The sequence below is a fragment of the Posidoniimonas corsicana genome (assembly GCF_007859765.1).
Classification (GTDB): Bacteria; Planctomycetota; Planctomycetia; order Pirellulales; family Lacipirellulaceae; genus Posidoniimonas; species Posidoniimonas corsicana.
This window is the reverse complement of sequence record NZ_SIHJ01000003.1, coordinates 262,935-283,146: the sequence shown is the minus strand read 5'-3', so window position 1 is coordinate 283,146 and position 20,212 is coordinate 262,935. Positions and strand designations below refer to the sequence as shown.

The following is a 20,212-nucleotide window of genomic DNA, read 5'->3' as shown; positions in this document are numbered from 1 at the left end:
ACGGCGCTCTACACCCATCCCGAGGGAGTCGCCCCATGGCCGCCGAAACGTCGCCCCGCCACCTCAGCCGAGAGGAACTGGAAGGGCTCTTGCCCAACATCACGGCCTCCCCCCGAGTCCAGGGCGCCTTGCAGGCGATCTTCGTCCGCCCCGCCGAGAACGAGCGGCGGTCGGTCGAACAGGCCGAGCTCTCCCAGCCGACCGGCATTGTTGGGGACCGCTGGCAGACCGACCACTGGCAGCGCCTGCCCGACGGCAGCCCGGACCCGGACACGCAGGTGTCAATCATGAACGCGCGGATCCTCCGCCAGATCTCCGGCGGGAGCGATGAGGCGATGGGCCTGGCCGGGGACAACCTGATCGTCGACTTCGATTTGAGCGAGGACCACCTGCCCGCCGGCAGCCGCCTGAAGATCGGCGGCGAGGTCGTCATCGAAGTCAGCGCCACGCCCCACACCGGCTGCAAGAAGTTTGTCACACGCTACGGGAAGGACGCCCAGCAGTTTGTGAACAGCAAAGAGGGCAAGCGGCATCACCTGCGGGGCCTGCTGGGCAAGATCGTGTCGCCGGGGGTGATCCGGGTCGGGGACGCGGTGGCGAAGGTCGAGTGAATAATGCTGCCCCGATTCGCGGTGCGCAAGAGCTTCACGCCGGTGTAGAATCCGGTGAAGGAGATTCCAATCTCTAGCGACGATCGAGGCGTGCCACTGTCCGGCTTGTCCGGCAGTGCGAACCAGGTACCCACTTCACACTGCCAGGCGAGCTGGCAGTGGCACCCGGCGGGTAGGCATGCTTGACGGCAATGCCACCTAAGAATTGTCCACCCGCTACCGCGTGTGAGCATGGCGCCCGGCTACTGCCGGGCTGATCAACGTGAGTGGCACGCCAACAAGGTTGATTGGTTTGGAACCGTTCTGATGGACGACTTCTTGATTATTGACGTCGGTGCGACCCTGGCTGCTTCAAAGCAGCTGTCCTACAAGAACTCCGTGCGGGCGATGTATCAAGCATTGGCGGTGTTCTTGCAAACCAACCAGCTTACGACGCATGCCTTAGTGAACGATGACGAGCAAATTTCCGATGACTTGGTGATTCGTCGATCTGACCTAACAGATGTTGGGTTTGAGTTGATCAAGGGCAAATTAGATTACTGGTTGGACAGAGTGTCGACGGCAAGAACTGCCAGCGGAGATATGTCGATTCTTGAAGCTGAGTTGCAGGTGGTGCTCAGCAGTCAAGGAGATAACTCTTAGAAGCTGTCCCGAAATGACTAATTGTCGAGCCGCCTCGCCATGGTGCGTATCACGGCCGGGTGCCATGCCTACACGCGATAGCGGGTAGGCATGCTCGAGCGCGCTGCAACAAGAAGCATGCTCACCCGCTATCGCGTGTGAGCATGGCGCCCTGACTCCTATCGATCCGCCGCCCACGCCTTCAGCTTGCTCTCCTTCAACGGCGAGTCGTCCCGCGCGAAGAACAGCACGTGCTGCCACGGGAGCTCGTCGTACTGGCCGACCAGCTTGAAGCCGTTGGCGGTGAATTCCTTGACGCACTGCCGCTGGGTCATCTTGTGCAGCGGCTTGATCGGCACGGCGGGGTCCTCGGCGCGGAACTCCACCAGCGCCGCCCTGCCCCGCGGCGCGAGCGACTCGTGAATCTTCTGCAGCATCGCCGCCGGCTCGGCGATCTCGTGGTACACGTCCACCAACAGCAGGAGGTCAATCTCGCCGGCGGGCAGCTTCGGGTCGGCGCCCTCGCCCAAGACCGGCTTGATGCTCTTCACCTGCCGCGCGGCGGCCCGCTCGCGCAACAGGTCGAGCATCTCCGGCTGGATGTCGACCGCCCACACGACGCCGCCGGGCTGGATCCGCTCGGCCAGCTTCAGCGCGTAGAACCCGTTGCCGCACCCCAGGTCGCACACCTGCATGCCGGGCTTGAGGCCCAGCGCGGCGAGCAGCTTCTTCGGCTCCTCCTCCCGCTCGCGCGAGTCACGCACAAGCCACGGCGCGCCGGTAAAGTGCATGGTCCGCGCGATGGTGCGGCCAAGATACTCATCGGCGGCCCGGGCGGGCGTTGCGAGCCACAGGACCACACTGGCCAATGCCAGCGTTCTCAGGACGGCTGCGTGCATGAGGGTGTAAGGGTTTGCTGGAGTGTTATCTGATTAGCGTGAGGACATGGGGCGCCAACGGGGTGGGCATCCGCCGCTGGGATGAATGCGGCGGCGCTCGCCACCCTCTATACTCTAGAGAACTCCTCCCGTGCCGTGGGCACGATCCCCCGTTCTTGCAGGCGAAAATGATGAAAAGTCGATCACAGCTCGTGCTCCTCGTAGCGGTCTTGGTGCTGGCAAGCCGGGGTGCGGCGTGCGGCCAGGAGATGCCGCTCGAGTGGACCGACCCCGACACGGGCTACCGGGTGGTCCGACTGTCGCGCGGCTTCGCCGAGGCCCGCAGCTTTTACTTTCATAACCGCCCGTTCCTCAGCAGCCCTTCCGGCGCCGACGCGGGCGACCAGATGGTGTTCTACGCGGCCGAGCGCCGGGGCGACCCCATGCAGCTCCGCGTGATAGACCTGTCGACCCTCGAAACCCGCCCGCTCACCAGCGAGGCGGAGCGGATCCGTGGCGAGATCGTGTCGCCGGCCACCCGCGAGGCGTTCTACCAGGTGGGCAGCCGGGTGATGGCGGTCAACGTCGACACCGGCGAGCAGCGGGCCATCGTCGAGCTGCCCGAGGAGCTGCCGGGCACGATCCGCACGGTCAACGCGGACGGGTCGCGGCTGCTGGGCGTGTATGCCGAGGGGATCCGCGAGCTGCTGGAGAAGCACCCGCAGAAGAGCCAGTACTTCGGCGTCATCTTCGAGGCGCGGCTGCCGAACAAGCAGTTCACCATCGACCTGTCGACCGGACAGACGCGGGTCGTGCACGAGGAGTCGGCCTGGCTGAACCACCAGCAGTTCTCGCCAACCAACCCCGACCTGCTGATGTACTGCCACGAGGGGCACTGGCACGAGGTGCAGCGGATCTGGACGCTCGACCTCGCCACCGGCAAGCACACGCCAATCCACGAGCGCACCGTGCACCGCGAGATCGCCGGGCACGAGTTCTGGAGCCCCGACGGCAAGACCCTGTGGTTCGACCTGCAGATCCCCCGTGGCGAGACCTTCTACCTCACCGGCTACGACCTGGCCACCGGAAAAGAGACCCGCTACGAGCACGAGCGTCATGAGTGGTCGGTGCACTACAACATCTCGCCTGATCAGAAACGGTTCTGCGGCGACGGCGGCTCGGCCGGCAGCGTGGCCGGCTCGCCCGATGGCCACTGGATCTACCTGTTCGAACCGGACGGCGACCGCCTCCGCTCGACAAGGCTGGTGAACCTGGCCGACCACGACTACGAGCTGGAGCCCAACGCGCACTTCACGCCCGACGGCAACTGGATCGTGTTCCGGGCCAACCTGCACGGGCCGTCGCAGGTGTACGCGGTGGACCTGCGACGCCGGCAATAGCGGTGGATAACCACGTCAGTCGCAGGGCGTTTAGCCCCCGGTTTGCGCCGCCACGAGGGAACTTCTCACCGATTGCGGCGGCAGCTCCGCAGGGCTTCGGCCCCAACGACCTCTTGCCATCGGCGTGAGCCATCGATGCACCAGCTTTCAGAACGTCCTTCGCGATCAAGCTGGTAGGGTAGGTGCGAGCACCTACCCTACGGGGCTTCGGGGCCGAGAGTCGCTACTGCGGCATCGCCCGTTGCGTTCCTTCTGGGTCAACCCGGATGGTCCTGACGAATGCCGTTAGAGCGTCGTTCAGTTCCTTTCCCGGAGGCCCAACCGCCAACACCGAGTAGCATGCCGTTGGCGTCGTCAGGTCGCACTTGAGGGCGGACTTCTTCCCTCGGACCTCAATCCGCGTTAGGCGACCCACCATATTCATGTAACTCACGCGCACCACGGGGCGTGGCTGCGGATCGAGACCATTGCGCCGAAAGCTCCGGATCATTCCCTCGTCGAACGAATCGAGGAACTCTGTCGGGCTCCCGTTGGAACGCGTCTCACACTGGATGCAAGTAAATGACAAACCAATGCCGTTGTGCTTCGTGTCGTAGACAACCATGTTGGGCATCTTTGGGTTCAGCGTTTTCTTTGGCTTGCCGGGCGAGTGCCACCGCACTTTCTGATCCGCGTCAGACTGAGGCAGCCAATCATCCGGTGGGTCGCGTGGTTCTACCTTGGTTTCGGGCACGGACTCCCAGCTCACGGCCTTGGATTTCGATTCGCTGGGGCCCACAGCCTCTTGGCCGTGCGACTGACAGGCGATCGCGAACACCATAAGAGACAGAGTGTCTATCATTCTGTTGCGAACAGTATCGATGGAATTGCTCCTCAGCATGTGCTGGACAAGGGTTGGTTCTACCAAAGTGGTTCATCGCGGATTCTAGCTGGTAGGGTAGGTGCTCGCACCTACCACTGGCGGCTTATCCCAGGCGCAAGGTAGGTGCGAGCACCTGCCCTACGGGGCTTTGCGGTGGTTCGGACCGAGCGCTAACACCCCACGGCTGATTGGGGTGATCGGCGTTTCGAGGTTCGGCGAACCGATGGGACTTCGGCAGCCCCCGTGCTACTACTCTGCCGTCGCCACAACTTCTCGCTAGAAACCGGCCACCTAACGTGGTCCAATGGAGAGTTCGTCCCGCTGCGCAGCCGCCCGGCAACGCTAGCGGGGGTACCCGATTGGCTCTTGGCACTTTTGTCTCTATCGTGGCGCAGCAGGGGACAAAAGTCGCCCGGCGTGAAACGGCCGATGTTGGTCATACCCTGCTATTACAGAGTGAAACGCCCTCCTACCGGGTAGCTGCAGGCGGACTTTTGTCCCTAAAGATCGATGTCGCAGACAGGGACATAAGTCCCGCTCGGACTTGCCCCTGACGCCCTACCCCAGACAACCCAAGGTGACCGCGATGCCTGCCCCGGGCAACGAACTCAACACGCTGCTGGCGCCCCGCTTCCTGTTCCGCTTCGCGGCGCCGGTGAAGCGGCACAAGCCGATCTGGTCTCAGGCGGGGGTGGTGCTGGACGAGTCGTTCCGGCTGCCGGACCTGGCGTCGCTCGACCGGGGGACGCCGTCCAGCGAGCGGCGGTTCGCCGACGTGCGGATGGCCTGGGCGCCCGAGGGGCTGGCGATCACGGTCACGGTGACCGGCAAGAACCAGGCGCTGTGGTGCCGCGAGTCGCGGCTGGACGAGTCGGACGGCCTGCAGGTGTGGATCGACACCCGGGCCACGCACAACATCCACCGCGCGAGCAAGTACTGTCACCGGTTCGGCTTCCTGCCGAGCGGCGGCGGACGCGGCGCCGCTGAGGCGGCCGCCGACCAGCTGCTGATCAACCGCGCGCGGGAGAACGCCCGGCCGGTCCGCCCGCGCGAGCTGCAGGCGATCGGCCGCGTGAAGGAGGGCGGGTACCACCTGATGGCGTTCGTGCCGGCGCAGGCGCTCGGCGGCTACGACCCGGAGCAGCACGACCAGCTGGGCTTCCACTACGAGGTGATTGACCGCGAGCTGGGCGTGCAGTCGTACGCCAACGGCCGCGAGTTCCCCACCGACGAGGACCCGAGCTGCTGGGCCACGCTGCGGCTGGAGGGGTGAGGCCTATTCGGCGTCAGCGGCGCTCAACGCCAGCAGATAGAACGTGTCGTCCTCGCTCTGCTTGGGATCGTCGGACCCCGCCAGGCCGAAACACGCCACCGGCTGAGTAAGATCGGCTTCGACAACGAATGCCGCTTGGCGGATCTCCAAGCACGGGGTTGCGGTGGTCGGCAATTCATCCGACCGAGCGGCGGCCCTTGTCCGCTTCCAATCGACGCCGAGCTTTACTCGCTCCGGCGAGACGGTGCGGATGTTGACCGAGAATGACTGTCCAAGTGCGACCTTGCACGGAACGTCCCCGGCGCCTGTAGGCAACTCCACCAACTCCCCAACCTGCAGTTTGGCGGGCGTGCCTTCGGTCACCATAAGTCGGGGCCTTGTGAGCGTGGTGGCGTAGGCGCCCTCAAGTGCCTGGCAAAGCTGGATAGCGTTCGCGGCGTCAGCGCCGGTGAGGACGGTCTTCCCACCGCCTTGCGGGACCAGATCGATCCCAATCCGTCGCACCCGGTCCCGATGGAGTTCGTAAACCACTCCCCGCACCGAAACCTTGCGGCCTGTTTCGGCGGCCACTGCGGCTTGCAGGTCGGATGCCGGCCCCGTGTCTGCGAGAGACACGCTGCAAAGAAGAAGAACAATGGCGGTTGCGCACAGACGCGTGGAATTCGACATCGCCGAAGCCGCTTGTTGGGGTGAAGAGCCCGGAAGCGGACACTCGCAAAGATTGGCGAACGCGGCAAGGGCGGTAGGCATTGCTAGCTGGCCCGTCCCAAGCAGCCGCTAGCTGACGCCCTGCTCCACCCGCCCGCGGAGGTAGACATCCCCGCCCGGGGTTTCGATCCGCACGCCGGTCAGGCGGAGCGCCTTGGTCATGTCGGCCAGGCCGTGGCCGCCGATCGGGCTGGGGGCGTCGGCGCCGCCGCACAGCTTGGGGGCGATGAACGCGTGGACCTCGTCGATCAGGCCGCCGTCGAACGCGGCGCCGAGGCCGCGGGCGCCGCCCTCGATCAGCACGTTGGTCATGCGGCGGGCGCCGAGCTCGTCGAGCACGGCGGCCAGACGCTCGGTGTGGGTCCGGCCTTTGACCGCCAGCGACTCGACGCCGGGCGGCACCTTGTGGTGGGCGCCGGGCGCGGGCACCACGCTGATGACCGGCGCCTGGTCGGCGGTCTTGACCAGCTGGCTGGCGGGCGGGATCTCGCCGAGCACGATCCGCGCGGCGGTGCGGGGGCCGGCGGGCCGGGCGGTGAGCAGCGGGTCGTCGTCGCGGGCGGTGCCGGCGCCGACGATCACCGCGTCGACCCGGCCGCGGAGCCGGTGCACCAGCTCGCGCGACTCGGGCGAGCTGATCCACTGGCTGCTGCCGGAGCTGGTGGCGAGCTTGCCGTCGAGCGTCATGGCCCACTTGGCGATGACCCACGGCCGGCCCCGCTCGATGAGCTTGAGGTACGGGGCGAGTAGCGCGCGGGCGTCGGCTTCGCCAACGCCAACCTCGTACACAACACCGGCGTCGGTTAGCTGCTGCAGCCCGCCGCCGTTGACCTGTGGGAACGGGTCCCGCACGGCCACCACCACGCGCGCGACGCCGGCCGTCAGCAGCGCGCCCGTGCAGGGCGGGGTCTTGCCGGTGTGGCAGCAGGGCTCGAGCGTCACGTAGGCCGTGCCGCCGGCGGCGCGGTCGCCGGCCGCGGCCAGGGCGTTGACCTCGGCGTGGGGGCCGCCGTGCTGCTGGTGCCAGCCCTCGCCGACGACCTCACCCTGCTGGGTGATCACGCAGCCGACCATCGGGTTGGGCTCGACGCGGCCCTCGCCGCGGGCGGCGAGCTCCAGCGCCCGGGCCATCATCGCGGCGTCGAGGTCGGTGGTTGGCGGGTTGGTCGGCATGGGTCGCTCGGCCCGTCGCGGGGAGCTAGGAAGGCGTCCACAGTTTCTGCTTGCCGGCGTCGGGCTGGTCGGCGTCGGGCGTCCAGATGCCGCTCGACTTGGGCGGCTCGTCGGGGAGGCCGGCCGGCGCGGTCATGGGCGCCCCGCCCTCGGCCGGGATTGCGCCGAGCTCATAGAACAACTCGTACAGGTGCTCGGCCACGCCGGGCTCGTTCATGTGCTCGTCGCGGATGCGGGCGAGCGTGGCGTTGGCCTGCTCGGACTCGCCGTCGACGATGTGCATCTCGAGCTCCAGCAGGTCCCACGGCGCGGTGGACGCCCCCCGCGAGCGCGTCCAGTCCTTGGCCCGCTGGAGGTGCTTCATCGACTCGGAGGTGTCGCTCTGCAGGGTGATCAGCCGGCGGTAGGCCTCCTCGAACTTGACGCGGCCCTCGAGTTCCGGCCGGCGGACGACCTCGTCCGCCAGGTGGGCCAGCGCCGGCGCAACGTTGGAGATCACCGCCCGCTGGTAAAGCTTCTGCAGGTCGTCGTCGGCGACCTTCGACACGTCGAGCCGCGGCACGCGGCCGAGCGGGATCTGGTCGACGTCGACGCTCTCGGGGTCGATCGGCTGGAGCGCCGGCAGGCCGAGCTTCTCGCGGAGCTGGACGAACGTGTCGGCGTTGCGGAACGCCTGGGCGCCCTGCTCGAAGGTCAGCACCGCGGCCAGCAGCCGGGTCTGCATAGCGGGGTCCTGCGCGGCCTGCGAGGGGGTCTTGCCGTCGAGCACCGCGCTGGGGATCTCCGGCCAGTCCTCCAGGATCACGCGGGCGCTCTCCTCGCTGGTCAGCTGGCGGCGGAGCTGCGGCGGCGTGTCGGTCGGGAAGTGCCAGTTCCAACGCAGCGCCTGCTGCACGGCGTCGGTCTGGTCGACCACCTCCTCCTCGGCCACCCCGATGACGCCGTCGGCGAGCTGGGCGAGCGCGTCGCGCACCTTGTCGAAGCGGGCGTCGCGGACGAGGCTCACCTCGAGTCGCTCCGACCGGTTGGTCTGCCGGCCGAACCGCAGCAGCGTGGCGATGATCAGCGGAGCGGTCTCGCGGGTCAGGTCGGCGCCCGAGTCGGGCAGCGCGCGGTCCAGCAGGTAGTAGCCGGCGCGGGGCGCGGGCTGTCCCTCCTCGCCGATCGAGCTGAGGTCCTGCTCGATCGTCACGACGCTGGGCGCCTTCGACAGGCGGGCGACCAGCTCCTCCTCGTCGAGGATCGGGTACGTGAGCCGCACGATGTCCAGCATCTCGTCCTGGACGTTCGGGTCGATCAGCTGCGAGATCGCGACCGCTTCGACCGCGTCCTCCTGCGGGACGTCACGCTCGGCGAAGTCGCGCAGCGCGGCGGCGAACACGTCCTGCTCGCCCAGCCAGCCGTGCACCAGCGCGCGGTTGTAGTGGAACGAGGCCATGTCCGGGTACTCGACGCACAGCTTGTCGAACACCACCGACGCGGGCCCCCATTGGCCACGGGCGGCGAGCGCCTGGGCGTAGTTGTGGTCGTCCTCGCCGGGGTGGCCGTCGGGCGCGGTGCGCATGTAGAGGTGGTCACGCAGCAGCAGCGGTAGGCCCGCCACCTGGTTGAGTCGGGTGAGCAGCTCCAGCGCGCGGGTGTCCTCGCGGCCGGCGACGCCCTGGTACAGCCACAGGTGCGCGCGGGCCGCCACCACGTTGCCCTCGACCAGCAGCGTGTGCCCCACGGCGCCGATCGCCTCGAGCACGCGCCGCGGCATGTTGTCCTGGATCAGCACGAGCGCCCGCTGCAGCGGCTCGACGCCGGCGGCCCCGTCGCCCTGGGCGCACTTGAGGATGGCCTGCTGCGCGTGGGCGGCGGGGTTGTTGGGGTCCTGCTTGAGCAGCTCGGCGACGGTCTGCTCGGCGTCGTCGAACTTGTGCAGCGTGAGCTCGAGCATCGCCTTGAGGTCCAGCAGCGACGGCCGGCCCGGGTTCTTCTTGAGCGCCTGCTCGACGTGCTGCAACGCCGCGCGGGGCTGGTCGCCCTCGACCATCTTGTGGATCTTCTCGATCTCTCCGGCGAGGTCCGAGCAGCAGAACTTCAGCTTCTTTCCGCTGCCGCAGGGGCACAGGGCGTAGGGGTCGACTGACATCGGGGCAGCTCGCGGCTTAGGTGAGGAACGACCGTCCGCGGGGGGCCGCGGGCGCCGTGTGTGTGGCAAGGAAAAGCTTGTCGCCTGATTGGCCCATTTTAGGGGCAATCTCGCCGAGAGTCACCGGGGCAGAGTGGGCCCCGGCGCGGTGGCCGATTCACGACCATGGCCGCCCGGGCCCGGGCTAGTCGTGCCGCGGCTTCCCCACCGGGAAGGTGTGGCAGGCCCACACCGCACGCTCGGCGACGCCCTTGTAGCCCTCGACCCGGTTCACCGGGTCCTCGACCACGCAGCCCACCACGCCGATCTCTGTGCCGCCGAAGAACCTGGCGGGGTCGAGCTGCTCGTCGGTCAGCACCGACACGACCTCGCCGTCGGACAGCGTGACACGCAGCTCCGACACGCTGCCCATCGGCTTGGCGCCCTTGAGCGCGCCGGAGAAGAACACGCCGCCGTTGGCGCGCTCCGGCCAGGCCAGCCACCGCGACGCCATCGCGCGGGAGTCACTCCGCGCGTGGTCGAAGGTGAACAACCGGATGTACAGCTCCTTGGCCTCCAGGGTGGTCAGCTCGCGATCGGCCGACGCGTCCTCCACGAAGGTCAGCACCTGCGCCACCTGGCACAGCTTGCCGTACGCGCTGCCCAGCTCGCGGGCGGCCTCCGGGTTGGCGGCCAGGCTCTTTTCGCACATCACGGCGCGGGCGTCGTCGGCGCCGCGGAGCACCTCGCTCAGCTGGTCGATCGTGTACGGCGCCGGCGCGCCGATCAGCCGCACGCCCCCCTGGCTGAGCGCCGCGGGCGCCGGGTCCGGCTCGCTGAACGCGGCGACCGCCGCGTCATGCTGGCCGCCCTCGTCGGCGAAGCCGGCCTGCTCTACGCGAGGATCCACCCGCGGCGATTCGGCGTCGGCGCCTTCGGGCAGCGGCGGGTCTTCCGGCGGCGGCACCAGCGGCGGGCGCACGTCCGGAGAGAAGGAAGCCGGCAGCAGGGCGCTCGGCAGCACGTTCGAGACGCCCAGCACGTCGCTGCTCGGGCCGGCCAGCCACAGCAGCCCCAGGTAGCCCAGCATGACGCCCAGCGCGCCGCTGGTGACAATCACCGACAGGCTGCGCACCCGGCTCGAACGCCTTGGCGGCGCCGGGTTGGTGTCCATGCCCGGCGTCCGCAGATCGCGGCCCTTGCGCGCCGGCGGCGCTTCGGCAGCCGGCGTTGGCGCGGCCAACGACTCGACCGGCAGATCCTCAAACTTGGTCGGCGCCGGTTGGGAAGGCGCGGGCGGCGTTGGAGTCGGCTCGACCGGGGGCGTCTTGCTGATTGGCGGGGCCGCGGCGGGCGGCTCTGGCGCAGGGCTCGGAGCATCCTCCTCAACCTGCGCCGTGTCGGCCGCCGGCGGCGGGTCGAGATCGCTCGATTGATCCGCGGCCTGCGGCTCTGTCGGCGGCGAGGGCTCCTGCGCCGGCGGGTCTTCGCCGCGGAACGAGCTCAGCAGCGACTCGAGCGACGGCTGAGTCGCCGCGGACGACTGCGACACGGCCTTCGCGCCAATTGGCTTGTCGGCTTCTGGCTGCTCGGCGGACAGCGGCTCTGCGGGCTCGGCGTCCTCTTCCGGCGCCTCGGCGGCGGGCGGCGTGTCGTCGGCTTCCCCGCTGCCGCGCTTCAGCCAATCCGACAGCGTCGGCGGCTGCTCGACGCTGCTCGGCTTCGGCGACTCAACCTTTGGCTGCGAGTTGAACTCCATCGTCGACTTCAGCAGCATCTGCAGCCCGTCCAGCTTCTCGGACGAGCGTTCACGCTCGGGCGCGGGGACCTCGGCTTGGACCGAGGTCGACTTGGCTGGGGCCTCCGCACGGGCGGGCGGCTCTTTGGGCGCCTCGGCCGGCGACTGGGACGGCTGCTCCGCTGCTGGCTCGGGGTCAGCGGGCGGAGGGGTGTCAGCCGATTGACTGGGGGGCGGGACCACCACCACGGCGCGGGCCGTCTTGACCGGCGGCGCGGCGCCGGGCGCGAAGATCTCGTCGCAGTCGGGGCAGCGGAGTCGTGCGTTCGGGGGCAGGTTCCCCGGCAGCGTCAACTGGCAGGAGCACTTGGGGCACGCAGCGACGTGGGCCATCCGTGAATCTCGAAAGCGAGGTCTGAAACTGGGTTCCGGGCGTCCCCTGTTACGGCCGAGAAGCCCCCATTGTGCACCGCCAGTGCGAATTTTGCAGCCCTTCTTTCGCGTCTTTCAGGCCGCACGCCGCAACCGGCGCGACCGTGCCGCCCTACAACCGGGAAGGGCAACCCCGTTCAAGCAGACCGCTAGCACCCCCTGTTACGGCAAGTCGTACAGGTCGCTGAACTTCTCGTTGAGCCGCCGCATCAGGGGCTCATGCGAGAGCGGCTTGCCGGTCACCCGCTCGACCAGCTGAGCCGCGCTGTAGCGCTGCCCGTGCCGGTGGATATTGTCCCGCAGCCAGTCGCGCAGCGGGGCGAACTCGCCGCGGCGGAACTGCTCGGACAGGTCGCCCAGGTCGGCCTCCGCTTGGTCGAAGAACTGGGCCGCGTACAGGTTGCCCAGCGCGTAGGTCGGGAAGTAGCCGAACAGGCCGGCGCTCCAGTGCACGTCCTGCATCACGCCGTTGGCGTTGGTCGGCGGCGCGACGCCCAGGTACGTCTGGTACTTCTCGTTCCAGGCGGCCGGCAGGTCCCCGACCGGCAGGTCGCCGGTCAGCAGCGACTGCTCCAGCTCGAACCGCACGATGATGTGCAGGTTGTAGGTCGCCTCGTCGGACTCGGTGCGGATCAGCGACGGCCGCGAGTCGTTCACCGCGAAGTAGAACTCATCGAGCCCCACGCCGCGGGCCGACTCGAACTGCTGCTGCAGCTTCGGCAGCGTGTGCTCCCAGTACGCGCGGCTGCGGCCCACCAGGTTCTCCCACATGCGGGACTGCGACTCGTGGATCCCTAGCGACACCGCCTCGCCGGTGGGCAGCCCGAACTGGTCGGCCGGCAGGCCCTGCTCGTAGATGCCGTGCCCCGCCTCGTGCAGGATGCTGAAGAAGCCGCCGGCGAACTCGCCCGCGTCGTAGCGGGTAGTCATCCGGACATCGCGCGGCCCGCCGCCGCCGCAGAACGGGTGCGCGGTCACGTCCAGCCGGCCGGCGTTGAAGTCGAAGCCGATGCCCGCGGCCGCCTGCTTGCCGAACTCGGCCTGCTGGTCGACCGGGTAGCTGCGGCTAAGGATCTCGCGCGGCGCCTTTCGCTTGCTCTCGACAATCTTCTCCACCAGCGGCGTGAGCTGCTCGCGCAGCCCGCTGAGTACCTTCGCGACGTTCTCTGTGCTCTCGCCCGGCTCGTAGTCGTCTAAGAGCGCGTCGTACGCGACGTCGGTCACGCCGACCGCGGCCGCCTCCTGCTGCTTGAGCGCGATGGTCTTCTCCAGCCACGGCTGGAACGCGGAAAAGTCGTCCGCCTTGCGGGCGTCGAACCACGCCTGCTGCGCCAGGCTGGCGGTGCGGGTCAGTTCCTCCACCAGCTTCTGCGGCAGCTTGGTCTTCTTGTCGAACTGCCGCTTGAGCTGGCGGATCACGCAGCCGCTGGTGGAGTGCGGGTCCTCGGCCAGCGGCTCGGCCGACAGCTCGTCCAGCCACCGGCCCACCTCCGGCGCGGTCTGCCGCTGGTGGATCATGCCGGCCAACAGCGCCGTCTGCTCCGCTCGGTGCGCACGGCCGTCGCGCGGCAGGTAGGTCTCTTCGTCCCAGTTCAGGATGCCCAGCGTCGAGGTCAGCAGCCCGGTCTGACGGGCGTGCTCGCAGAGTTGGGAAAACGTCTCATCGGGGCTGGGCATGACGAACCAGGGTGAAAGGGCTGTGGTGGGAACGGTGGATCGCGGCGGCGCAATCACCGTGCGGCGCGGCAGAACTGTGCCGGACCGATGGGGAGCGGAACGTCCAATCCCCCATTAGATGCCTGAGGGCGGCCGGATTCAACGACCAAAGCCCTCGGGGAAAGAACCGAAGACGGCCCGAGATTACTCGGCGTCGGCGGCGCTGCCAAACGGTGTGCGGACCGAGGTCGGCGGCCGCTCGGACAGGCGGCGGTCGATGTCACTTGCCCGCGGGTCGCGCAGCCGCGTCACGTCCCACTTCTCGGCGTTCCACGCCGGGACCCAGGACGAGCAGCCGGCGAGCGCCGGCAGCAGCAGGATTAGTAGTAGGCGAGCGAGCATGGCAGGGTTCCTTCGAGGGCGGGACTTTCGCAGAACCGCCCGCGTGGGTCCAGATGGAATGGAAGATTCCCCTCCTCTAATGGTGGGAGAACAAGAGACAGCCGGGTGCCGGGGGCGCTCCGCGATAGCGGAAGCCCCCGTAACGTCTGTACGTCGGGGGCTTCCCTGTCGGGAGCGCCCCCGGCACCCAGCATCTGCACCCGCCTTTGCCGAAGAATGCCCCGCTGGCGACGGCCCGCGACGATAGCAAGAATGAACCGGTTCCCCCCGCCACCTCTCAACCGCGAGCCCGCCATGCTGGACGTCCTGGTCATCGCCCCCCACCCCGACGACGCCGAGCTCGGCATGGGGGGCGCCATCCTCAAGATGCTAGCGGACGGGCTGCGGGTCGGCGTGCTGGACCTGACCAGCGGCGAGCCGACGCCGCACGGCTCGCCCGAGCTCCGCGTCCAAGAGACCGCCGCCGCGACCAAGGTCCTCGGCCTCACCTGGCGGGAGAACCTGGGCCTGCCCAACCGCAGCCTCGAGCCCACGCTCGAGAACCGCGCGAAGCTGGCGGGCGTGATCCGCCAACAGCGGCCCAAATGGCTGTTCGCCCCCTACTGGGTCGACGCCCACCCCGACCACACCGCCGCCACCAAGCTGGTCGACGACGCCCGCTTCTGGGCCAAGCTCTCGAAGACCGACCAGCCGGGCCAGATCGAGCTGCCGGGCGAGCGCTGGCACCCGCAGCGGATCTACAACTACTACTGCGTGCACCTGAAGCAGGCGGCGCAGCCGGCGTTCATCCTCGACATCAGCGACTATTGGGAGCAGAAACTCGCCAGCATCCGCGCGTACGAGAGCCAGTTCATCACCGGCCGACCGACCGAGCCGCCGACCTTCCTCGACCAGCTCCGCGACGAGGCCGCCTACTGGGGCAAGACAATCGGCGTCGCCTACGGCGAGCCCTTCCATTGCCGCGAGCCGATTGGCATGAGCGGGTTCGGGTCGCTGATCTGAGCAATCGACAGTAGCACGGCGGTCCCCGCCGTGACCTGGCGGCTTGCAAGCCGCCAAGCGGCGCCCATGGTGGAGGACCACCGTGCTACAGACCGTGGGCCGGCAACATAGCGTCAGCGCGGTTCCGGCAAGTGGGAATGCCAACGCCGGAACGGTAATGCTCGACGCCACGCTATGTGGTAGACTTGAGGTATGATCGACCGCTCAAACTGGCAAGTCCGCAGGGTGCCACTCACCGACCAGGGGCACGATGACGACCTAGCCGGAGTCTCGATGGCGGACCGGATCGGCATGGTCTGGCAGCTCACCGTCGACGCCTGGGCGATGAAGGACAAGGATGCAGCTCAACGAAGACTACCGCGAGATGTTGTCCGCCTTGAACGACGCGGGCGTTGAGTACCTGATCGTTGGCGCCTACGCACTTGCAGCACACGGCAACCCTCGGGCAACTGGCGACATCGACCTTCTGATCCGACCGTCACGCGAGAACGCCGAACGGGTCTGGAAGGCTCTCACCGCCTTCAGGGCTCCGAAGAGCGGAATCTTGGTCGACGACTTTACGCTCGAAGACACCGTGTTCCAGATCGGCGTCGCGCCCCGCCGGATCGATCTGCTCACATCCATCACCGGCGTCACCTTCGATCAGGCGTGGGATTCTCGAAAACCTATCGAACTCGATGGGCTATCGGTTTATGTGCTCGGACGTAAAGAGCTTATAGCCAACAAGCGTGCCGCTGGGCGCCCAAAGGATCAGGCAGACGCGGCTTGGCTAGAGGGCTGCGAATGGGATTGATCTGCACCATTAGGGGGCGTTCGGCATGAGCGGGTTTGGCTCGCTGATCTGAGCCCCCGAAAGTAGCACGGCGGTCCCCGCCGTGACCGAGGAGGACCACCGCGTCACAGACCGTAGGCCGGCAACAAGCGTCAGCGCGGTTCCGGCAAGTGGGGATACAAATGCCGGAACTTCGCTAGCGCTTGTTGCCGGCCTACCAACTGCTGTCGTCGAGATAGCGAGCTGCGATGAACAATCCTTACCGATCACCAGCGACAGCAAACGAAGCTACCGGATCGCACCGCCGCTTGCCATTCAGTATCGGGAATGTCGTCGGCCGATATCTTCAGCTCCTGGCTGTTGGTTCTGCCGCGTCGATGCTGTTTCGTTGGTGGGTCGTCGGCAGTCTACGGCTCGACCTCAGTTTCGTGCTGCTGCTCATGGGCGGCGCCGCTCTGCGCGCACACAGCAACGTCGCGCGGCGTTGTGTGATTGGAGTCTCTGCTCTTGTCATTGTCGTTTCCGTCGGGCTTGTGGTCCGAGCGTACCTGGCTGGCACGGACGGCATGTCGGTGCGCATCGGTCGGGAGATCGAGAACCCGACCATTGGCGCCGTGGCGCTCGTGTCAGCCCTGTTTTCCGTGCTCGCAGCCGCGCCACTTGGTCTCCTGCTTACCCGGCAGGCGAGAATTGAGTTTGCCAAGCAGTAGGGCGGGCGGTAGCGAAGCGAGCCCCCACCGCATTCGGGATTGCCACCCCATCAATGGTGGGCCCATTGGCCCGTCCTATGCCTGGCGAGCTCAACATCAGCGCCCACGGTGGAGGACCACCGTGCTACTATCGGGGCCGCTGTTGCTGTCCGGTTGGTTGTAGGAAACGGCCACTCGGTGTGCTCTAATGACAGGTGTGTTCATGCGTACACACCCCATCAACACGGGCCGCTCGTTGATTACCGCGGCGCGTGGCGGGTCGCTGCTGCGCGGTTGGTTCGCGTGGACGGGGCCGCTGGGGTTTTGTCCGATTTGTCCCTTGTAGCGCCCACTATCGGACAAAACTATCCGTGGGCCGCTGCGTGCGGCGGGACCAAACACTGCTATACCAGCGTGCAACGAAGTTCCTAGGGAAAATGCGCTCGGGGTTTTGTCCCCTTCGCTCGTGTTTTTGGACAAAACGAATCGGACAGAACTTTCGGGGGCTGGAGATCGCGATCGAGCTGATTGAACGTCACACGAGGAATAGATAGAAATCCCCCGGCAGAGCCGGGGGCTACGAAATGACTAGCGGGGACACAAGTTCCACACGACGCCGGCGGCAACCGCAATGCAAGCAAAGCCACTCCACGCTTCATTCCCATCCATGGAGGTGGATCAAACCAAGCGAAACCAATCCGGCCAAAAGTCCTGCTCTCATGACAGATCGAACAAACTCAACAAGCCAGATGCCGCGCTTCACGCTCACCGCGATGTTTGGGGTTCTAACGCTGGTAGGCCTCGGGTTTGGCGGGCTGGCATACGCCGTCGGCCCGATGATCCTGCGCGCTATCATCTACGCGAGCCTCATGGCGATCGGCGCCTGTGCGGTAGGTGGGCTCGTAGCCTGGCTGATTGGGCTGCCCGCCTCGTTGCGTCAAAGGTACAAACAGCGAAGTGCCGACGCGCGTTCCGCAAGCACACACGGCCCGCGAGATTGAATCGATGGACCCAACTTCAACCTCGTTGTCCGAGGGCGTGCTGTCGGACGAGTTCGCGGGCGAGCATTTTGTCGACCAGCGGGTGGGGGCGACCCTCAAGGGCGCCTCGCTGGAGCAGTGCCGGCTGACCCGCTGCGACCTGTCGCGCGGGACGCTGGAGACCACCGACCTGCACGAGTGCCGGCTGGAGGCGTGCGACCTCTCCAACGCGCGGTGGGTCAAGGCGCGGCTCTCCAAGTCCCAGCTGCACAAGTGCCGCGGCACGGGGCTGCAGCTGATCGACGGCAACCTCAGCGAGGTCCGGTTCATTGGCTGCAAGCTGAACCTGGCGTCGGTGCTGGGCGCCAAGCTGCGAAACTGCGTGCTGGAGAACTGCGACCTCCGCGAGGCCGACTTCCAGCAGGTTGTGCTGACGGGCGTGGTGCTGCGGAACTGCGACCTCCGGGGCGCCCGGTTCGCCGGATGCCAGCAGACCGGGCTCGACCTGCGGGGCTCGGCGCTGGCCGGGGTGCTGCTCGAGCCGACTCTGCTGCGGAAGGCGACCGTCGACCCGAGTCAGCTATTGGACCTCGCGCCGCTGTTTGACCTGCGGGTGCAGGCGGTCGACGCTGATGAGTGACCCACGGTCGCCTGCTTGAATGCGGTTTGCGGACTATGAACGATCCCCAACCTCAGCGATTCAACCTGTGGACCGTGCTGAGCACGCTGACGTTTGTTTCGCTGTTCTGCGGGATGTGCATTTTCGCGTTCGGTCAGAACGGTGGGAACCTGGTGCTGTCGCAGGTAGCAGGCGTGCTGACGGTTGGCGGACTGGTGTCCGGGCTCGTCTGGGGCGTGCGGCGGCTGCTGGGGAAGAAGTGATAGGAGGCGCAGGTGTCGCGACAGCTCTTAGGGCTGAGTCGGTAGGGTGCATGCAATGCACGGTGCTGCGGTGCGCTAACTGGTGCATTGCATGCACCCTACGGTTTGTCACGAATGAGGACCGTCTATCGGAGAGCGGCTCTTGGGACTTGCCGGCGTCGGTGGTCGCTTCCTGACGGGCGCGGCTGGGAGTTTGGTTTTCCTCTCAAGCGGCCCCGCCGGTTGTGCCGATTACACCGACAAGGCCGTGTCGTTGTGCGCTCGGCCTGCTAGCAGGGGGGCCGCTAGCAATCGCTACCTCCTTATGAACCGCGGCCCGGCTATCCTGCTCTCGCTCCTGGCGGCAAGCTGCTGCCTGCTGCCCTCGGGCTGCCACTTCCTGCTGCCCGAGGTGAGCGTCCAGCCGATCGTGCACAACCCGTTCCCGCAGCTCAGCCGCGTGGCGGTGGCGCCGTTCATCAACCTAAGCGACGAGCCGACCGTCGACGGCGCGCAGTTCGCCATGGCGTACTTCGCCGAGCTGCAGTCGGTCCGCGGGTTTGAGGTGGTGCCGCTGGGCGTGACCGAGCAGGCGATCATCCAGCTCGGCCTGTTCCGCGTGCCCGCCGAGGCCGCCCGCGACGCGCGGCGGCTGGCGCAGCACCTGGGCGTCGACGCGGTGGTGGTGGGCGCGGTGACCGACTTCGACCCCTACTACCCGCCGCGCTGCGGCATGCGGGTGGAGTGGTACTCGGCCAACGCCGGGTTCCACCCGATCCCCGCCGGCTACGGCCTGCCCTGGGGCACGCCGGACGAGGAGTACATCCCGGAGTCGCTGGTGTTCGAGGCCGAGATGGCGCTGGCCAAGGAGCAGCTCGCCACGCAGACGCCCAGCTGCCCGCCGGAGCCGCTGCCGGTGCACGGCCCGCCGCTGCCGGGCCCGCTGGCGCCGGACGCGCTTCCCCGGGCGACCCCGCCGGCAGAACCGGCGCCGCCCGCCGACGCCGAAGCGATGGGCGGCGGCGAGCAAGATCTGGGCGAGCCGTTTGTCGACGCCCAGCAGACGGCCCACCAGGCGCCGGCCGAGATCGACACTACAACCGCAACGCCGGGCACGACAGCGCCAGACGGCATCGCCGGCGTCGCCGGCATGTTCCCACCGGACTGGCCCGACGCGCGGGGCTTCACGCCTCCGTGCCCGTCGCCGGTGCGGCCGGTGTGCCAGCCCTCGGACAGTCCGGTTATGACGCACACGCGGGTTTATCACGGCCACGACCCCGACTTCACCGCCGCGCTTGCCAGTTATGTGAGTTTTAGGGACGACGCGCGGTTCGGCGGCTGGCAGGGCTACCTGCAGCGCAGCGACGACTTCATCCGCTTCTGCGCGCACCTGCACATCTCGGAGATGCTGACCGCGCGGGGCGGCGGCGGAGAAAGCCGAGTGGTGCGTCGCTGGTCGGAGAGCCGATAGCCATTCTCTAGATGCGTCCGGCGATTGCCCGAGACAGACGCAGCGCGCCCGCGACGGCAACGGACCCTGCCCTCGCCCCGAGCGCGCCGAATGCTCTGCTCGCGCTGCTATCGCCCGCCCGTTAGACGCGCCGCCACCCCGCCGCGGCAGCCTGCATGGAGGCCCCCCGAAATGAATAACGACGACGTCAATGTGCTCGCGCTGGTCAAAGGCAAAGAGCGCTACATCCTGCTGTACGACGACACCCAGCAAGCCGCCGCGCTGCGGGCGCTGGGGCGTCAGGCCTCGAACCCGGAGCTCAGCTTCTCGTGGTACGACGCCGCGGTGCTGAGCCGCAAGATCCGCAGCGAGGCCCGCACCGCCAAACAGCAGAACCGGGTCGCGAACCCGCTGGTCGACTAGGCCGGCGAATCGCCGAGCCCGCGAAGAGGAAAGGTCCGCTAGCCGGGCCTTTTTTCTTGGGCTGGCGCCGATGGCTACCAGCTCGCCGGCGACGCGGCTTTCGGGCTTGCTCTTTGGAGCACCCAGCAGGTACCGTCGATTCAGCCGATCCTTCCCTCCGCCCCGCGG

General features: G+C 67.5%; 19 protein-coding genes. 11 read left to right on the top strand and 8 right to left on the bottom strand.

Features of this window, described 5'->3' with window-relative positions; translation table 11 throughout:
* The first annotated feature begins 35 nt into the window (after positions 1 to 35).
* Entirely contained in the window at positions 36 to 611 is a 576-nt protein-coding gene (locus tag KOR34_RS20540) for an MOSC domain-containing protein (RefSeq protein ID WP_146567737.1), read from the top strand.
* 231 nt (positions 612 to 842) lie between these two features.
* Positions 843 to 1,253 carry a hypothetical protein gene (locus KOR34_RS20535; protein ID WP_146567735.1) on the top strand — a complete coding sequence of 137 codons (411 nt, stop codon included), beginning with the start codon at positions 843 to 845 and terminating at the stop codon, positions 1,251 to 1,253.
* Between the two features lie 158 nt (positions 1,254 to 1,411).
* Here KOR34_RS20535 and KOR34_RS20530 read toward each other — a convergent pair whose 3' ends face one another.
* Positions 1,412 to 2,131, bottom strand: coding sequence for a class I SAM-dependent methyltransferase (locus KOR34_RS20530; RefSeq protein WP_146567733.1), 720 nt, complete (start codon positions 2,129 to 2,131; stop codon positions 1,412 to 1,414).
* Positions 2,132 to 2,301: 170 nt separating this feature from the next.
* Here KOR34_RS20530 and KOR34_RS20525 point away from each other — a divergent pair, with 170 nt between their 5' ends.
* Positions 2,302 to 3,510, top strand: coding sequence for an oligogalacturonate lyase family protein (locus KOR34_RS20525; protein WP_197531627.1), 1,209 nt, complete (start codon positions 2,302 to 2,304; stop codon positions 3,508 to 3,510).
* 223 nt (positions 3,511 to 3,733) lie between these two features.
* On the opposite strand, the gene KOR34_RS20520 is transcribed toward KOR34_RS20525, so the two are convergent.
* Positions 3,734 to 4,330, bottom strand: coding sequence for a hypothetical protein (locus KOR34_RS20520; RefSeq protein WP_146567729.1), 597 nt, complete (start codon positions 4,328 to 4,330; stop codon positions 3,734 to 3,736).
* A gap of 628 nt (positions 4,331 to 4,958) precedes the next feature.
* Between KOR34_RS20520 and KOR34_RS20515 the strand changes: the two genes are divergently transcribed.
* A complete protein-coding gene (locus KOR34_RS20515) occupies positions 4,959 to 5,645 on the top strand; it encodes a hypothetical protein (protein ID WP_228714720.1) in 687 nt (228 codons plus the stop codon).
* A 3-nt stretch (positions 5,646 to 5,648) separates the two neighbouring features.
* Here the strand turns inward: KOR34_RS20515 and KOR34_RS20510 are convergent, their stop codons facing one another.
* The 6 genes from KOR34_RS20510 to KOR34_RS20485 all read right to left on the bottom strand — a co-directional run bounded on the left by KOR34_RS20510 (position 5,649) and on the right by KOR34_RS20485 (position 13,867).
* Entirely contained in the window at positions 5,649 to 6,314 is a 666-nt protein-coding gene (locus KOR34_RS20510) for a hypothetical protein (protein ID WP_228714719.1), read from the bottom strand.
* A 108-nt stretch (positions 6,315 to 6,422) separates the two neighbouring features.
* On the bottom strand, positions 6,423 to 7,526 hold the full coding sequence (gene ribD, locus KOR34_RS20505; RefSeq protein ID WP_197531626.1) for a bifunctional diaminohydroxyphosphoribosylaminopyrimidine deaminase/5-amino-6-(5-phosphoribosylamino)uracil reductase RibD: 1,104 nt from the start codon (positions 7,524 to 7,526) through the stop codon (positions 6,423 to 6,425).
* Positions 7,527 to 7,551: 25 nt separating this feature from the next.
* Positions 7,552 to 9,660 carry a tetratricopeptide repeat protein gene (locus KOR34_RS20500; protein ID WP_146567725.1) on the bottom strand — a complete coding sequence of 703 codons (2,109 nt, stop codon included), beginning with the start codon at positions 9,658 to 9,660 and terminating at the stop codon, positions 7,552 to 7,554.
* Positions 9,661 to 9,844: 184 nt separating this feature from the next.
* A complete protein-coding gene (locus KOR34_RS20495; protein WP_146567723.1) occupies positions 9,845 to 11,770 on the bottom strand; it encodes a hypothetical protein in 1,926 nt (641 codons plus the stop codon).
* A gap of 201 nt (positions 11,771 to 11,971) precedes the next feature.
* On the bottom strand, positions 11,972 to 13,486 hold the full coding sequence (locus tag KOR34_RS20490; RefSeq protein WP_146567721.1) for a carboxypeptidase M32: 1,515 nt from the start codon (positions 13,484 to 13,486) through the stop codon (positions 11,972 to 11,974).
* Positions 13,487 to 13,669: 183 nt separating this feature from the next.
* On the bottom strand, positions 13,670 to 13,867 hold the full coding sequence (locus tag KOR34_RS20485) for a hypothetical protein (RefSeq protein WP_146567719.1): 198 nt from the start codon (positions 13,865 to 13,867) through the stop codon (positions 13,670 to 13,672).
* A 252-nt stretch (positions 13,868 to 14,119) separates the two neighbouring features.
* Between KOR34_RS20485 and bshB1 the strand changes: the two genes are divergently transcribed.
* From bshB1 to KOR34_RS20450, 7 genes are all read left to right on the top strand, one after another.
* Positions 14,120 to 14,869, top strand: coding sequence for a bacillithiol biosynthesis deacetylase BshB1 (bshB1, locus tag KOR34_RS20480; protein ID WP_146567717.1), 750 nt, complete (start codon positions 14,120 to 14,122; stop codon positions 14,867 to 14,869).
* Positions 14,870 to 15,206: 337 nt separating this feature from the next.
* Complete coding sequence (locus KOR34_RS20475; RefSeq protein WP_146567715.1) at positions 15,207 to 15,662, top strand: DUF6036 family nucleotidyltransferase; 456 nt, start codon at positions 15,207 to 15,209, stop codon at positions 15,660 to 15,662.
* Positions 15,663 to 15,889: 227 nt separating this feature from the next.
* The gene (locus KOR34_RS20470; RefSeq protein ID WP_146567713.1) at positions 15,890 to 16,351 is read left to right on the top strand and encodes a hypothetical protein; all 462 of its coding nucleotides are present in this window, start codon (positions 15,890 to 15,892) and stop codon (positions 16,349 to 16,351) included.
* A 984-nt stretch (positions 16,352 to 17,335) separates the two neighbouring features.
* A complete protein-coding gene (locus KOR34_RS20465; protein ID WP_146567711.1) occupies positions 17,336 to 17,950 on the top strand; it encodes a pentapeptide repeat-containing protein in 615 nt (204 codons plus the stop codon).
* A gap of 35 nt (positions 17,951 to 17,985) precedes the next feature.
* Positions 17,986 to 18,192, top strand: a complete 207-nt coding sequence (locus KOR34_RS20460; protein ID WP_146567709.1) for a hypothetical protein — start codon at positions 17,986 to 17,988, stop codon at positions 18,190 to 18,192.
* A gap of 304 nt (positions 18,193 to 18,496) precedes the next feature.
* On the top strand, positions 18,497 to 19,642 hold the full coding sequence (locus tag KOR34_RS20455) for a hypothetical protein (protein ID WP_228714718.1): 1,146 nt from the start codon (positions 18,497 to 18,499) through the stop codon (positions 19,640 to 19,642).
* Between the two features lie 171 nt (positions 19,643 to 19,813).
* Complete coding sequence (locus tag KOR34_RS20450) at positions 19,814 to 20,044, top strand: hypothetical protein (protein ID WP_146567707.1); 231 nt, start codon at positions 19,814 to 19,816, stop codon at positions 20,042 to 20,044.
* Positions 20,045 to 20,212 lie beyond the last annotated feature (168 nt).

Excerpts from the sequence above, each read along its gene's own strand:
- KOR34_RS20520 (WP_146567729.1), bottom strand. The coding sequence starts at position 4,330 with ATGGTGTTCGCGATCGCCTGTCAGTCGCACGGCCAAGAGGCTGTGGGC.
- KOR34_RS20465 (WP_146567711.1), top strand. The coding sequence starts at position 17,336 with ATGGACCCAACTTCAACCTCGTTGTCCGAGGGCGTGCTGTCGGACGAG.
- KOR34_RS20470 (WP_146567713.1), top strand. The coding sequence starts at position 15,890 with ATGAACAATCCTTACCGATCACCAGCGACAGCAAACGAAGCTACCGGA.
- KOR34_RS20460 (WP_146567709.1), top strand. The coding sequence starts at position 17,986 with ATGAACGATCCCCAACCTCAGCGATTCAACCTGTGGACCGTGCTGAGC.
- KOR34_RS20475 (WP_146567715.1), top strand. The coding sequence starts at position 15,207 with ATGCAGCTCAACGAAGACTACCGCGAGATGTTGTCCGCCTTGAACGAC.
- KOR34_RS20500 (WP_146567725.1), bottom strand. The coding sequence starts at position 9,660 with ATGTCAGTCGACCCCTACGCCCTGTGCCCCTGCGGCAGCGGAAAGAAG.
- KOR34_RS20485 (WP_146567719.1), bottom strand. The coding sequence starts at position 13,867 with ATGCTCGCTCGCCTACTACTAATCCTGCTGCTGCCGGCGCTCGCCGGC.
- KOR34_RS20510 (WP_228714719.1), bottom strand. The coding sequence starts at position 6,314 with ATGTCGAATTCCACGCGTCTGTGCGCAACCGCCATTGTTCTTCTTCTT.
- KOR34_RS20455 (WP_228714718.1), top strand. The coding sequence starts at position 18,497 with ATGAACCGCGGCCCGGCTATCCTGCTCTCGCTCCTGGCGGCAAGCTGC.
- KOR34_RS20515 (WP_228714720.1), top strand. The coding sequence starts at position 4,959 with ATGCCTGCCCCGGGCAACGAACTCAACACGCTGCTGGCGCCCCGCTTC.
- KOR34_RS20540 (WP_146567737.1), top strand. The coding sequence starts at position 36 with ATGGCCGCCGAAACGTCGCCCCGCCACCTCAGCCGAGAGGAACTGGAA.
- KOR34_RS20450 (WP_146567707.1), top strand. The coding sequence starts at position 19,814 with ATGAATAACGACGACGTCAATGTGCTCGCGCTGGTCAAAGGCAAAGAG.
- KOR34_RS20525 (WP_197531627.1), top strand. The coding sequence starts at position 2,302 with ATGAAAAGTCGATCACAGCTCGTGCTCCTCGTAGCGGTCTTGGTGCTG.
- ribD (WP_197531626.1), bottom strand. The coding sequence starts at position 7,526 with ATGCCGACCAACCCGCCAACCACCGACCTCGACGCCGCGATGATGGCC.
- bshB1 (WP_146567717.1), top strand. The coding sequence starts at position 14,120 with ATGAACCGGTTCCCCCCGCCACCTCTCAACCGCGAGCCCGCCATGCTG.
- KOR34_RS20490 (WP_146567721.1), bottom strand. The coding sequence starts at position 13,486 with ATGCCCAGCCCCGATGAGACGTTTTCCCAACTCTGCGAGCACGCCCGT.
- KOR34_RS20530 (WP_146567733.1), bottom strand. The coding sequence starts at position 2,131 with ATGCACGCAGCCGTCCTGAGAACGCTGGCATTGGCCAGTGTGGTCCTG.
- KOR34_RS20495 (WP_146567723.1), bottom strand. The coding sequence starts at position 11,770 with ATGGCCCACGTCGCTGCGTGCCCCAAGTGCTCCTGCCAGTTGACGCTG.
- KOR34_RS20535 (WP_146567735.1), top strand. The coding sequence starts at position 843 with ATGGCGCCCGGCTACTGCCGGGCTGATCAACGTGAGTGGCACGCCAAC.